The organism is Bacillus sp. REN10 (assembly GCF_016820555.1).
Classification (GTDB): domain Bacteria; phylum Bacillota; class Bacilli; order Bacillales; family Domibacillaceae; genus Bacillus_CE.
In genome coordinates, this window is sequence record NZ_JADHDW010000008.1 from 1 (window position 1) to 13,419 (window position 13,419).

The following is a 13,419-nucleotide window of genomic DNA, read 5'->3' on the forward strand; positions in this document are numbered from 1 at the left end:
AGCCCAGTAGAATACCGAACTCAAGTCTTGGAAGCTGCCTAAAATTATTTGTCTAACTTTATTGGGTCAGATCAATTCAGTGGGTTTTTGCTTTAGTTACCTGGTATCAATGGATAATGATCACCCCAGTGAGAATCGATGAAGTTGTGGATTTAAAATAAAGTCGTACTGTTTATAAAAAACGTACCGTTTTAAGTAAAGTTATACCGTTTATAAAAGAGTTGTACCGTTTCATTCCTTTTCAATTGAAGAATTCTAAGTGATTTTTAATTATCAGTCTTGAAAGAGAGGGCTTGCATAATATATCAAAAGTTTTTATGCTATTTAGGCCGCATTCTTCTAGTAAGAACGCGGCCTAAATATAGTTATTTTTTGCTATAGGTGTGTTAAACCACGACCTCAAAGATTATTTCGTTATTTTTATTTGGCTGTCATTTTAAGGTATTTTTATAAAAAATTAAATATCTTTAATAGGAGAGCGGCAAGTGCCTACTTTTATACCTAAAGAATTATAATGGTTTTTTATGTTTATAATTGTCTGATGACGTGTAACTTCATTAATCAAATGATTTATTTTCTTAAGGTCAATTGGCTTATTCATTAACAGGTCATTAAAGGTTTGCTTGATTTCTTTTGGATAAACATTTCCTACCATACTGGAAAGCCCATTACATCCCTGAACTACCTTTTCTGTGAAGTTTACATCTCCGCCAGCAAACATAATGAAATCCTTAGGTAAACTTGTATTATTATGTCGTTTAACATCGCTCTCTTCTTTAATTCCCACAAGATTAGAGTGCTTTTGGCCAATAAGAGTATTAAGTGATTCGGCACTCAGTTCAAATCCTGTTCGAAAAGGATTGTTATAAAGTACAACATTTTTAGTTGTATGGCTCAACAACTCATTAATATAGAAAATCGCTTGTTGTTGTGTCGGTTGGATATAGGGCGGGAACTGAATTAGAATTGCATCAAAAACAGAATCATTAAGCTTCTTGATAAGTTTTATTGCATCCTTGGTTCTTGTAGCTGATACCCCAAACATAAGTTCAACATTTTTAAAGTTTTGCTGGTTAAAATAATCAATGATTTGCATTCTCTCTTCGATACTCATTGAATTTTGTTCACCTGTAGTAGCAGACACAAGTAATGACTCTATTCCGTTATCTGTTAAGTATTCAACGATTGGATTAAAGCTTTCAAAATATATACTTTCATCATCATGAAAGGGAGTTGGAATAGCAACATTAAAATTTTTCATTAATTCTATCCTCCAGTATTTATTAAAAAAACTAAGTAACATAGAAGGTCAAACATTCAATTCTTAGAAACAATATCTTAAAAGTATAATGAAAATAAAGTTTCAAATGTTAGATCACGTTTCAACGATTAAATTGTTTTCGGCTTATTTTGTGTGAAATTTGTATGCGTACTTAATCATGACAATTATCAGCTAATACTTCTTATGATTTCTTTGTCTGTGTTTCTGGTCTTACTATGTGTCGAGGTGCGGTCCCCACTGGTTCTTCTAAAAACCATGTACCCATTGAAGTAAGAACCGGAACATCCTGGAAAGTAAAAAGAATAGCATCCTCTGTTTCTGAGGTGTTGCAATGTTCATGGGAAGACCAAGGTGGAGCTAGGAATAGATCCCCTTTTTCCCATTCAATCTTCTCGCCATCCACAATACTAAAACCTTTCCCCTGAAATACTAAATTTAGGGCTACGTTAGTATGACGATGTGGCTTATTATGCTCACCAGGTTTGAAAACTTGGACTACTACGTTCATCGTTGATGAAGTGCCATACGCATCTCCCGTATCCTTATGAATGAGCGATAATGTTCCACGTCCAGCTTCAAGAAAATCCTCTGATACAGATTTATTAAGCAAAGGATAAATGTCTTTCCACTTCCAAGAACATGCTCGAATCGCAGGCTTCCTGCTCTTTTTCAAAAACTCCCTGTAGCTGATAATACCAGTTCTTTCATTACCCATTTTGTTAACCTCCTCAAGTTTTTAATCTGTTCTTACTTAGAACACTTTTGCTAAAACATAAAAGAATCAATCAAACCTTACAATTCTAATTGATTTTCCAACCTTAAATTAAATATTTTGATAAGTTGGACTTTTATGTTATGAATAGTTTAAGATAGCACGATTGATAGTTCAATTCAATTATTCATATAATAACAATAGGATTGTCCTATGACTGTAACTCATATAGCTATAAATTGTTTTACAGGGTTTATATAAACAATATTCTCAGGATTTCACACATCATTAGTCTATTAACTACTACTTTTTAAATCAGGAGGCCTTAGAATGGAATTAAGACAACTTGAATATTTTTATGCAGTATGCCAAGAGCTTCACTTTACAAGAGCCGCGGAAAAGGTTGGTATTTCTCAGCCTTCTCTAAGCCAACAAATCAGGTTATTAGAACATGAAATAGGAACACCTTTGTTTGACCGAATCGGTAAAAAGACGGACCTTACCGAGTCAGGAAAGTTGCTTTTAAAGTATACTCGCAATATTTTTTCAGAACTAGAACAAGCAAGAACTTCAATAAATGAATTGAATGGACTTCAAAGAGGAACAATTTCCATTGGGACCGTTTTAACAGTTGAAAATTACCTCATTCCGCCTGCCCTACTTGATTTTCACCGTCTATACCCTGCTATTAAGATATCTGTGTTTGGGCTGCGTACTGGGGATATCAAAAAACATTTATTGGATAATAAGTTGGATTTTGGGATAGTTTTTTTACCTATGAAAGGGGAAGAATTAGAAACAATTCCTTTATATACAGAGGAAATGGCCTTTGCAGTACCCATTGGACACCCGTTAGAAAAACAGGATATATTGGGTTTAGAAGCGTTGCAGACAACACCTTCCATCTTACTTCCCGAAAATTATTTTATAAGACAGCTTATTAATAAAGCCTGTAAGGACTTAGGTTTTTTTCCTGAACCAGTCTTTGAGATTACAACCATGGAATCTTTAATTAATATGGTTATAGAAGGAGTGGGGATAACTATATTACCTAAACCTTACTTAGAATACCTTAATCACACTGATTTAAAAATTATCCCAATCTCAAATTCTAATCTTTCTCGGGAAATAGGGATCGTCTATAGAAAAGATAAATACCTGTCTGCTGCTACACATATTTTTATTAATAATCTAAAAGACATTTCGCTTCATTTAAATTATAGGACTACTGAAAGCTTCGATTAAAAGTTTCACCTTTCTCCGTTAAAATTATGAGGAACAGATGATAAGGCTTTGGCGAAGATATATTGAACAAAACGGAAAAAATCCCGCTGAAGAAACATGAATTCAGTGGGATTTTCGCTTGTGAAGTAACTAAAAATAAAATTTCTATATTAATTAGTTAATTTTAATACCTTTAATTCTGAAATTTATGGGCTCCGCATTCAACTTTTCATCTAGTAGTTTTTCTACAGAGTCATAATTTTCAAATCCATCATAAATCATTAATTTTGAACTACCTGTTCCTACGCCAAATACTCTAACAATCCGAAAGTCTTTTCTGCCAATTAGACTTCTTAATTCATTTATACTCATAAAAAAATCTTGGTTTGTATCTGTTGATTTAGTCCCTTTTACCTCAATATAAATTTCTTCTCCTGATTCTAAATCAAAAGCTTTTATATCATATCCGAGTCCATGACCTTTTTCTTTAGAAACTTGAACTACATTTTTTGCTTTTTCTTCTCCAAACTTTTGATTTATATGGTATTTAAAATACTCTAAAACTTCAATTTCTGCTAAATCTCCTATATCCTGTTGTTCTTTTAACTTTTTCTTTAACTTGTTATCTGAAGTAACTTGTTGATTTCCTTCTCTTTTCTTAATTTCATTTTGAAGTGTATTTACAGGATCAACTAAAGCCATTTTGGAAACTTCAGTTTTTTTCCATTTATTTTTCTTAATTTCTTTTTGTGACTTAGCATTTTCTACATATCTTAGTGCTTTAAAACTATATTCTTTTATAAAAGAATGATAATCACTAACCTTACTTTGAAGTTCCTCATATTTTTCTAATAACAGATCCAAATCAGATATAATTTCAGCCTCATTAGGTAACTGATCTACCTTGTATTCAATTGCTAAAATATTTGAATATTGGTAACTACGTCCATCGGAGTTTTTTTCTGATCATTTACTAAAGAGAGAGTGCCCGTTATAAAATCATCTGTATCAGATATTTCATCCAATAAAACCTTTGCACATGCTTCAAAAAAATCCAATTTTTTAATTGATGAATTATTGAATTCCTTTCTTAAGCTGTCTAAATAAGTTACACCTTGGTTTAATGAGATATATACTTTTTGTCCATTTTGTGCAAACAGATATACTAAGTAAAGGGATTTAGTTACCGTAGTTGTTAAATTTTTATTCATAATACCTACCCATGGTACAAATGATTCACCACCAGTACCTGTTCGTCTATAGATATGTATGTCTGGTCTAATTTTAATAATATGTAATTTTTTTAATTCATTTACTAAAGTTTTTGTTATTAACTCATTTACTGATCCATTATTTTGCTTTTGAATCATTATTTCTTTTAATGTTTTTCTAATTGACATCGTTATACCTCTCTGTAAAAGTTTTGGTTCAAAATTATTTTCTTTATTAAAACCATAATACTACATTATAAAGACGGCTGGGCTTGTGAAAGATAATCTATTAATTTAACCCCTTCTCTTTCCTGGGAAAGGATTTTATTATATCATTAAACAGAACACACGTTCCCTAAATATTTCTCGAGGTGAAGCCAATGGCCCATACTACATTACTAGAAGACTATATTTTTTCCTTATATCAATCTATCCATATCTATAAACCAGATCAATTAGACATGAAGGTGATAGCTAAACGACTAGGAATAGACATTGAATATATTAATAACAGCAGTAAGACCCTTTTAGGTTCGCTGGAAACATTAATCCTTATCGATCAACGGCTACCTCCCGAAAAACAATGGCAAGATTTTGGCCATGAGTTGGGACATTTGTTAAGGCACTGTGGCAGCCAGTTAACCCTCCCTCCCCCTTTTATTAAAATGCAGGAGTGGCAAGCCAATAACTTTATGTATCACTTTTGTGTGCCGAGTTTTATGTTAGAGAAACTTTCATTTCCTTGGCGTAAAAAAGAAGTAATTGCTGTTATTGCCCATACATTCAACGTAGATATTGAATTTGCTACAGAACGCCTGGAACGTTGGCTAAGGCAGCGAGAGAGTTTGTATTTTTATCGTCAGATGAACGAAGCTCGGCAAAACGGATTGTAGCTATACATAGCTTGAATGATACAGGGTCAAACGAAATGATAGTAATAAAAGAGGAGTGAAATAAGATGGCGAGTATTCAAAAAAGAGGAAAACAATCTTTCTTACTTGTAGTAGAAATCGGAAGCGATGCAAAAGGAAAACGTGATAAACGCACTAAAACAGTAAGAGTAGAAGAATCATTATTAAAAAAGAAAAAACAGTTGAACGACTTTTTGCAAGCAGAGCTTTACAAATTCAAAGCCGAAGTTGAAGCTGGAGAATATATTGCACCTAATAAAATGCTCTTTAGTGATTTTGTTGAAGAATGGCGAACAAAAAAAGCTCAAAAGGTCTTAGGCGTCAAAACACTTGCTGAACGATTAGTCAATATAAAGAACCATATCAACCCTTATTTTGAATCAAAACGAATTGAAAAAATAACCCCTATGCATGTCGTTACATTTTATGACTATCTATCTAAAGATGGGGCAAGAAAAGATGGGAAGTCAGGCGGCCTTTCTCCTAATACAATCTATGAAATAGATAAGATATTACGCCATATATTTTCTACAGCTAAAGAATGGAGAGTAATAAAAAATAATCCAATGGAATCTATAGATCGTCCCAAAACTTCAAAAGCTGAAATGGCTTTTCTAGATCAGGAGCAAGCTGCCGAACTAATAATGTGGCTTTATGATAACCTTACCCCTACTTGGCGCATGATTTTCCTGACTGCGCTTATTGGCGGTCTACGACGCGGCGAAGTAGCTCCGCTTGAATTAAAAGATATTGTATGGGAAAGAAATTCCCTTCTCATTAATAAGAGTTTGATTTCAGCAAATGGAACACCCATACTTAAAGACACAAAGAATGGCCGGTCCGATGAGTTGACAATGCAACAGTGGTACATGGATGAACTAAAAGAATTTGTACATGAGTGGAAAAAAGAACGAATGATGTTGGGTGATCAATGGCAAGGTGGAGATCATCAATATTTATTTCATAACGGAACAGGTCGAAGGTTCCATCCTCAGAGCATCACACAAAAATGGTGGAAAATCAAAAACAAGCATGGCTTCAATATGCGGTTGCATGATTTACGACATACAATGATCACGCTATTAATTGAGGACAACGTGAACATGAGAATTATACAAGAGCGAGCACGACATAACTCTTCTAAAGTAACGACTGACGTTTATGGTCATGTCACAAGAAGAACTTCAACAGCAGCCGCTGAGAAGTTTGAAAAATTCAATCCTCGTAAATCCGTCAACAACTCGTCAACAATTAGTGGTTTGTAGCTCTTCCCACTTCCTTAAAACCTTGATATATCAACGTTTTTGATGGATAAAAAACGGGGCGAAGGTGAATCTATCCACCCTGCCCCGAAGGATACACTATTCAAGTTAATTCTTATTATTACCTTGGAAGTGTGATTGTGTCAAGGTTTTAGGTGCTCGCTATCTGATTAATTTGGGTTGAAAATGACGGGATTTGATCAATTTGGTACCCAATTGGTACCCAACCCGTACCCAGAATTAAAAGCTCTCAAATAGGAGGGCTTTACACTTCAACAACCTATATTCAACGTAGTATGTTATAAATCTGTTGATCAAATTAGTAGATCATGCTATTTTAAATGTGTATCACATACTATGTGGAATGTAAATTAATTTTAAATTGTTAATATATCTAAACTATGTGGGAAAAATCTCTGGCGGTTATGATCAGGGATTTTTTATTTGCAATAAAAAGAGGGGCTGTATTCCATAATGTATCTGTGTTATGCTGCATTCTTTTTCCTCTCATTCTGGGCAACTCCTTTCGTAAGTTCCCCTCATAACTTATATCCCTTTTCTTGCATAAAAAAAGAACGCCTAGACAGACGCTCTTGGAAAATCAGCATGTATTTTATCAAGACTCATCAATAACTTTTTGTAGCATCTCCTTAGAAATCACTTCCGCTTTGATCCCTTCTTTAAGAAGAGATACCAGATGTTCTTCTTCTAAATCTAAAGGCCGCGGCACAAAATTTTCTTTTCCATTTACGAAAATATTACAATCAATATCTGTTAAAGTAAGATAATGAGGTGTTTAAAGTGACGGAAAAAGATGTTATGAAACAGATTCTAGAATTAGACTGGAACTTAAAAGAAGAAAAACAATCAAAAGCAATTGCATCACTTTTAAATATTCCGGAAGAGTTCGTTGGAATGTTAATTCAAGATTATTTGAAATCAACTTGGGAAAATGCAGTTAAAGTGATCAGTTTGTTAGGATACCCCAAAAACGAAAAAGCATTACCAAGTTTACTTGCTTTATTTCAAGATATAAATTGGCCTGGGGTAGAAGGTGCTTTTGAAGTCTTGAAACAAATAAAAAAAGAAACTGTAGTTTTATATCTAGAAGGTAGTTTAAAACAGGCTAAAAATGAAAAAGATTTTATTTGGATTGCTGGATTGAAAGACGTAGTAGAAGGACTTAATATATCAAGTACAGATTTTAATGATTCAAGAGTATATGATATTTTAGATTTGGCGGAATGGTGATAATGTATATCAGAGAATAAATTACATCTATTACCGATTTGACACTTACCTATAGTAATAAGAGTGAAGGTGTAAATTAATTTCGAAGAAAAATCCACGCTGTGCTTACTTCTGCATTTGTCACAGTATATGGGTTTATATGCCGACAAAGGGGACTTAAAAATCTAATTCCATTTAAGTTGCTGATGACAATTTAAACATTTTTGTATAGTCAATTTCAACACCTGCCTAAAGGTAATCTAGTGAATTTCCAATATTCACTAGATAGCAAGTGGTAATAGATTAGAACTGCGTGGTTCGTTGAAAATGTGGCGGAACAATTATACTGAACATCAAAGCAGGTAGGTTTGTAAACGCTAAACTAAAAGTCCATGGCCTACTCCCAATACTCTGCTTAGGAGGCTTTACAATGAATATAAGAACAAATAGATTATTGATACGTGAATTTCAAGTTGATGATTGGGAAGCAGTATATGAATACACATCGAAGCGAGACGTTATGAAGTATATCCCTGATGGCGTACATACACGAGAAAGAGCGAAAGAATTTATAGACAAAAACATAGGTGCTCACGCTGAACACTTTCCTGTTGTAGAAATAGAAAAAAACACCTTAATTGGACATATAGCCTTTCATAAATACTTTGGTAATCACACATATGAAATCGGATGGGTATTTAATCCTTCTTTTCAAAGAAGAGGATATGCTACCGAAGCAGCTAAGGGCGTTTTAGAATATGGTTTCAATAAACTAAACTTACATAGGATTATTGCAACGTGTCAGCCTGAAAACACACCATCATACCGAGTAATGGAGAAGATGGGAATGAGAAGAGAAGGATTTTTCAAGAAATGCATTCCAAATGGAAATGATTGGTGGGATGAGTATTACTACGCTATTCTGAAAGAAGAATGGGAATAGAATTTGAAAAAATGCTTCAGAAATACCTTTTCATAGATGGTACTATTAAGGGGATTAGTTTAAAGTGTGTAGAGCTAATGAACTTGTTTACTTTCCAATAAAGTCATTAAAAAAATAACACGCCTGTTGATTAACTCAATGTAGACAGGACTCTCCTGTCATGATCAAAATCATGATTAAACTACAAATAGTAAAGCTCTATGAAAACAGCAAATCGCTAGCAGATATTGCGGCAGAATATGAGATTACACCTTCTTCAAAGATTGTCATCCCCGACTTCTCGTGATGAACCAATGATAATATTGATTTGCAATTTTTTCCGTTTCCTGCTATGATAAAGAAGAATTATTTTTGTTCGGTGTAAAGGATAGTATGAATATCGACTTTTCGTCTTGATGATACTTTGAGCAAGGATAGTAATATAATGTGTGGTAACGCACTAGGAGGCAACAAAAATGGAACAAGGTACAGTGAAATGGTTTAATGCAGAAAAAGGTTTTGGCTTTATCGAACGTGAAAACGGAGACGATGTATTCGTACACTTCTCTGCAATCCAAAGTGACGGATTCAAATCTTTAGACGAAGGTCAAAAAGTAACGTTTGACGTTGAGCAAGGTGCTCGTGGAGCTCAAGCTGCTAACGTTCAAACAGTTGCTTAATCTTAAAACGATTATAACAACAGGCTCTTTATATAGTGCCTGTTTTTTTATGCCCTAAAAAACCCTACTCAACGTTCGAGTAGGGAGATGATACAATGGTACAGGTAATAGAAAAAGATTTAAAGCTTCAAAGGTTTGTTTACAGTATAACATACTCGATTGACAATATGCGGAATGTATATCAGTTATTTATTTTTTTCGAATACAATTACATTTTATTCTTTCTTTTTTCACTAACCTGCCCGTTAATTTAAGTACAAGACTTCACAATCTCACGTCCTACAAACCATTTTCAGATAACCTCTGATTAAAAGTTTATCATCTAAGATCTTTTCTTTTCCTATTCCAAATACTTGGTAGTCGTAGTTCGGGACCAATACTATTTAGTAAGGAAGCAAAAAATATTTACGAAATAACCAACGTAAATGTGACGTGTGCCAACGTCAAAAGTGTCACCCTAAACGAAGTATCAATTTCTATTAATATGCTAAATAAATTATAAAAATGGTTTCTAGTTCTAGAAGTTCAGTCATTTTCTATCGCTGACCATATATTTAGATGTTACCAACTCGCGTATCTCTTTTATGAAAAGAAGATAAACAATTACTATTCATTGTCACAGTGGATGTAAAAAATTCTTAAAGATAGAGGTAAGAGTGTTTGTTTTATCTTCCAGAATAACCACTTAGATATCCCTAAAACAATGAAAGCCCTACCTCTCTTCCATCCTTACGGCTCCTTGTCCGTGCCAGTGTGAATCAGGATTACAAACACCAAGTGACTATTTTATCGAGTTTTTTGATAAAGCTTCAAATGTTCGTAGAAGAAATTTAAATAATAAAAATGGATTAGATTGTAGAAATAACAAAAGAGGTGAATGTTCTAAAAATAATTGAAGAAGTTGAACATTTTTGAAATGATTTACTTTTAATCATAATACTTCCTAAAAATTCAGAATTTTTATCGGAATGAAATACATATCTATAATTCACCTTAACAGAAAATTTTCATTTGATTTGCAGTGATTCCCTTAATTAGCTCCAGTTCACTAATCAAAAATTGATATGCATGATCCAACATTTTTTTTCGCTTGCATTAAGTGCTTTTTCTTTCTTCATACGCATTAAATCACGTACAACCTCAGCGCCTTCTTGTATTTCACCCGTTTTTATTTTACTCGTGTTTACTTTATACCTTTGTTTCCACGGCAGTAACCTATCTGATTCTCCATGCTGAAAAATGTGTATGATGTGTTTTAATGCAAGTATATCAGTAACTGGTCGTATACTTGAACTCAATATTTTATGTGTTGGAATCATAACTTGCATATTACTGATTGACATTTTTATGACATAATACTGTTGTCTTTCCCCTAAGAATTCTTTTTCTTCTATGGCTTCAATTATGCCTGCTCCGTGCATTGGATACACAATGTTATCGCCAATTTGAAACATATAATCCACCTCCATATATGGTAACCTTCTTAAGGTTATCATATATTCATTTTTTATCAAAATTTAAATAATAACATGATATTATTTTCAATGTCAATAAATTCCCCTTTGAAAATCAGTTCAAGCAAAAAATCAAAATAATAGAGAACGTGTCAGATTCCTAATAATGATGCTATATAAATCCAAGTTAAGTAATCACCATATGAGACTGACATAACCTATTGAGTACGTCGTCAGGAGATTGAGCCATTTTTTCGAGGAATGGTTCAATTTGTTTGATCAAGTGTTCTTGTTTTTTGTAAAAGGTGTTTGTTACAAGTGTATCGAAGTTCTAGACGATGAATATTCAACAGAAAAAGTAGTAAACTGGACGTGACAGCAATCACGTCCAGCACATCTTTAAGACAAATCAAGTTTTTCAAAAGTCTAACGTTTCAAGTTAACTTTGCAGCTCTTTATTGACTAGGTTTACAGCTAATGAATAGTTATCTCCGATTGCTTTTTCTAAATAGACCTGCAGCCACCGCAGCTTGAAAACTGTTCATCGCAAATTGAAATGGATCGCCGACATTTTCCCAATGCATGTACATTAATCTAGGTTGATCAAACAGCCAGTGGTTATGCACTGCAGTAACAGTGAGGCCTCTTTTGCGAAGTTCTGTCATAAACGGGTTAATTTCTTCTTGGAGAACAACAGATTCGCCAAGGTTAAGCCCATTGTTTTCAAAAGATAGGGCAAATGGAAGGGCAAGAGGGGACTGGGTAGTGCGTTTAAGGATCGTAGCGTTAATTTCACGATTACGCTGTACGACACAAGCTGGTGTTGTAGTAATCACTTCCCCGCCGATAATAGCCGCAAGCTCTTGACAAGCTCTAGTACCTATCCCTCCGACGCCCGCATCCGAGCGATTGTGGGGACAGCAACGAGAGCCAGATTCATCGTCCCAGCGTTGCAAGGACCTGTTATGATGATTATGATTGTATCCCAATGTATTTCACCTCCTTTCTCTTCTCTACTAATAAAGTATTCTAGAAAGACTGATATGGCTGTGTGCTTATACTAAGACAAGCACCTTTTTTAATTTTCCTATTTTAAAATGGAGAAAATGTTAGAAAAATCAAGATTACTAATTTATGAATATTTATCACTAGCTAAAATTCATGAACTTTATTTCTAAAATCGAAATGGTTACCTATCCACTTTTAAAACCATCCGTTACCTTCACGCTATAAATATATATTCAAAAAAACGACCGAACCATCTCTCGTTAAAGATGGTTCGGTCGTTTTTTCTGATGCTGCGTACTCTACCTCTAGTGCTTCAGTTATTTATAAAAATGTCTACTACCCCATAAAAGAAAGAAACTGCTAAGCCAGTGCTAAACATGATGATCATTAAAGCTAAAGGAAAGTCTTTTTTATTCATAGAAAATCCCCCTTTTCACTTTATGGCCAATGTCTAAAAGCCGCTGACTCATCTCAGCTTGACATAATGGACCTCTCATACAATCAATGCTTTTATACCTATAAAGATTCCTAGCAAGTTAAGCCATGATGTAAAGATCACCCCCGCACACCTCATCTACTTGTTTATCTCATTGTTTAAAGCGGGAGCTGCTGATGTTCGATCAACTCTACGAATTTAGTGGAAGCTGGCGAGAGCGGTACACTTTTTAAAAAGCATACACCTATGTCCCTCTTTGGAATGTCTTCCGTTAATTTTGCTTCATATACCAACCCTTTACTTAAATATTCTTTGGAAAATTCTCTTGTTACACAAGCAACACCTAAGTTGATTTTGGCAAATTCCAGCAGTAAATCATGGGAACCTAATTCAAATTCAGGTGAAAGTTTGAGTCCTTTCGATAATAAGTAATCCTCGACATATTTTCTGGAGTTGGACTTTTGTTCGAGAAAAATGAGCGGCAGCTTTAATAATTCCTGCATGCTAACTCGTTTAGATAATAGTTTCTTGAATTTCTCGCCATAAACAAAGATGTCTTGAATTTCGAAGCAAGGACGTAATTCTAAGGTGGAGTCGTGAATGGGAAAATTACAAAAGACGATATCTACCTCCCCCGATTTTAAAATTGAAATGAGTTCATCAGTTGTTCCGTTAATAATCTTTAATGTAATATTTGGATATTTATTGTGAAAAACCTCTAAATAAGGCAGTAAAAAATATTTAGAAATCGTGTCCCCCACCCCAATTTTTAATTCACCAGTCGTTAAATTTTTAAATTCTAACATCTTCTCTTCTCCCGCATCAATTAAATGAATGGCGGATTGAACATATTCAAATAGAAGGCTCCCTTCATTGGTGAAGGAAACTCCCTTAGGTGTTCGATTAAAAAGACGAGTGTCCAATTCCTGCTCCAATTGCATGATCGCTTGGCTGACAGCGGGCTGCGTCATATATAACTCTTTGGCAGCTTTCGAGAAACTTTCACTTTTTCCTACGATACAAAACACTTTATATAAATCTAATTTACTTATCATATAACCTCTCCTTATACCCACCATTAGATATA

The 13,419-nt window shown here is 34.0% G+C and carries 13 protein-coding genes and 1 pseudogene; 7 read left to right on the forward strand and 7 right to left on the reverse strand.

Annotated features, from left to right (window positions below; translation table 11 throughout):
- Positions 1 to 457 precede the first annotated feature (457 nt).
- Both IRB43_RS11770 and IRB43_RS11775 read right to left on the reverse strand, forming a co-directional pair.
- The gene (locus IRB43_RS11770) at positions 458 to 1,261 is read right to left on the reverse strand and encodes a dihydrodipicolinate synthase family protein (protein WP_203363683.1); all 804 of its coding nucleotides are present in this window, start codon (positions 1,259 to 1,261) and stop codon (positions 458 to 460) included.
- A gap of 202 nt (positions 1,262 to 1,463) precedes the next feature.
- The gene (locus IRB43_RS11775) at positions 1,464 to 1,997 is read right to left on the reverse strand and encodes a cupin domain-containing protein (RefSeq protein WP_203363684.1); all 534 of its coding nucleotides are present in this window, start codon (positions 1,995 to 1,997) and stop codon (positions 1,464 to 1,466) included.
- A gap of 327 nt (positions 1,998 to 2,324) precedes the next feature.
- On the opposite strand from IRB43_RS11775, the gene IRB43_RS11780 reads away from it, so the two are divergent.
- Positions 2,325 to 3,239: a LysR family transcriptional regulator gene (locus IRB43_RS11780; protein WP_203363685.1), complete on the forward strand. Its 915-nt coding sequence runs from the start codon at positions 2,325 to 2,327 to the stop codon at positions 3,237 to 3,239.
- A gap of 153 nt (positions 3,240 to 3,392) precedes the next feature.
- On the opposite strand, the gene IRB43_RS11785 is transcribed toward IRB43_RS11780, so the two are convergent.
- Both IRB43_RS11785 and IRB43_RS11790 read right to left on the reverse strand, forming a co-directional pair.
- Positions 3,393 to 4,082, reverse strand: coding sequence for a protein NO VEIN domain-containing protein (locus IRB43_RS11785; protein ID WP_203363686.1), 690 nt, complete (start codon positions 4,080 to 4,082; stop codon positions 3,393 to 3,395).
- Positions 4,083 to 4,135: 53 nt separating this feature from the next.
- Positions 4,136 to 4,618: an MrcB family domain-containing protein gene (locus tag IRB43_RS11790; RefSeq protein WP_203363687.1), complete on the reverse strand. Its 483-nt coding sequence runs from the start codon at positions 4,616 to 4,618 to the stop codon at positions 4,136 to 4,138.
- A 191-nt stretch (positions 4,619 to 4,809) separates the two neighbouring features.
- On the opposite strand from IRB43_RS11790, the gene IRB43_RS11795 reads away from it, so the two are divergent.
- The 6 genes from IRB43_RS11795 to cspC all read left to right on the forward strand — a co-directional run bounded on the left by IRB43_RS11795 (position 4,810) and on the right by cspC (position 9,434).
- Positions 4,810 to 5,322 (forward strand): ImmA/IrrE family metallo-endopeptidase, encoded by a 513-nt coding sequence (locus IRB43_RS11795; RefSeq protein WP_203363688.1) that lies wholly within the window; start codon positions 4,810 to 4,812, stop codon positions 5,320 to 5,322.
- 65 nt (positions 5,323 to 5,387) lie between these two features.
- A complete protein-coding gene (locus IRB43_RS11800; RefSeq protein ID WP_203363689.1) occupies positions 5,388 to 6,605 on the forward strand; it encodes a site-specific integrase in 1,218 nt (405 codons plus the stop codon).
- 798 nt (positions 6,606 to 7,403) lie between these two features.
- Entirely contained in the window at positions 7,404 to 7,853 is a 450-nt protein-coding gene (locus IRB43_RS11805) for a hypothetical protein (protein ID WP_203363690.1), read from the forward strand.
- 409 nt (positions 7,854 to 8,262) lie between these two features.
- Positions 8,263 to 8,775 carry a GNAT family N-acetyltransferase gene (locus IRB43_RS11810; protein WP_203363691.1) on the forward strand — a complete coding sequence of 171 codons (513 nt, stop codon included), beginning with the start codon at positions 8,263 to 8,265 and terminating at the stop codon, positions 8,773 to 8,775.
- A 160-nt stretch (positions 8,776 to 8,935) separates the two neighbouring features.
- Entirely contained in the window at positions 8,936 to 9,061 is a 126-nt protein-coding gene (locus IRB43_RS11815; RefSeq protein ID WP_203363692.1) for a helix-turn-helix domain-containing protein, read from the forward strand.
- Positions 9,062 to 9,230: 169 nt separating this feature from the next.
- Positions 9,231 to 9,434, forward strand: a complete 204-nt coding sequence (gene cspC / locus IRB43_RS11820; protein WP_203363693.1) for a cold shock protein CspC — start codon at positions 9,231 to 9,233, stop codon at positions 9,432 to 9,434.
- A gap of 993 nt (positions 9,435 to 10,427) precedes the next feature.
- Here cspC and IRB43_RS11825 read toward each other — a convergent pair.
- From IRB43_RS11825 to IRB43_RS11835, 3 genes and pseudogenes are all read right to left on the reverse strand, one after another.
- Positions 10,428 to 10,888 (reverse strand): annotated as a pseudogene (locus IRB43_RS11825) (CarD family transcriptional regulator).
- Between the two features lie 485 nt (positions 10,889 to 11,373).
- Positions 11,374 to 11,877: a DUF1259 domain-containing protein gene (locus IRB43_RS11830; RefSeq protein ID WP_238941980.1), complete on the reverse strand. Its 504-nt coding sequence runs from the start codon at positions 11,875 to 11,877 to the stop codon at positions 11,374 to 11,376.
- A gap of 613 nt (positions 11,878 to 12,490) precedes the next feature.
- Entirely contained in the window at positions 12,491 to 13,387 is an 897-nt protein-coding gene (locus IRB43_RS11835; RefSeq protein ID WP_203363694.1) for a LysR family transcriptional regulator, read from the reverse strand.
- Positions 13,388 to 13,419: the final 32 nt, after the last annotated feature.

Excerpts from the sequence above, each read along its gene's own strand:
- IRB43_RS11770 (WP_203363683.1), bottom strand. The coding sequence starts at position 1,261 with ATGAAAAATTTTAATGTTGCTATTCCAACTCCCTTTCATGATGATGAA.
- IRB43_RS11775 (WP_203363684.1), bottom strand. The coding sequence starts at position 1,997 with ATGGGTAATGAAAGAACTGGTATTATCAGCTACAGGGAGTTTTTGAAA.
- IRB43_RS11780 (WP_203363685.1), top strand. The coding sequence starts at position 2,325 with ATGGAATTAAGACAACTTGAATATTTTTATGCAGTATGCCAAGAGCTT.
- IRB43_RS11790 (WP_203363687.1), bottom strand. The coding sequence starts at position 4,618 with ATGTCAATTAGAAAAACATTAAAAGAAATAATGATTCAAAAGCAAAAT.
- IRB43_RS11795 (WP_203363688.1), top strand. The coding sequence starts at position 4,810 with ATGGCCCATACTACATTACTAGAAGACTATATTTTTTCCTTATATCAA.
- IRB43_RS11800 (WP_203363689.1), top strand. The coding sequence starts at position 5,388 with ATGGCGAGTATTCAAAAAAGAGGAAAACAATCTTTCTTACTTGTAGTA.
- IRB43_RS11810 (WP_203363691.1), top strand. The coding sequence starts at position 8,263 with ATGAATATAAGAACAAATAGATTATTGATACGTGAATTTCAAGTTGAT.
- IRB43_RS11815 (WP_203363692.1), top strand. The coding sequence starts at position 8,936 with ATGATCAAAATCATGATTAAACTACAAATAGTAAAGCTCTATGAAAAC.
- cspC (WP_203363693.1), top strand. The coding sequence starts at position 9,231 with ATGGAACAAGGTACAGTGAAATGGTTTAATGCAGAAAAAGGTTTTGGC.
- IRB43_RS11835 (WP_203363694.1), bottom strand. The coding sequence starts at position 13,387 with ATGATAAGTAAATTAGATTTATATAAAGTGTTTTGTATCGTAGGAAAA.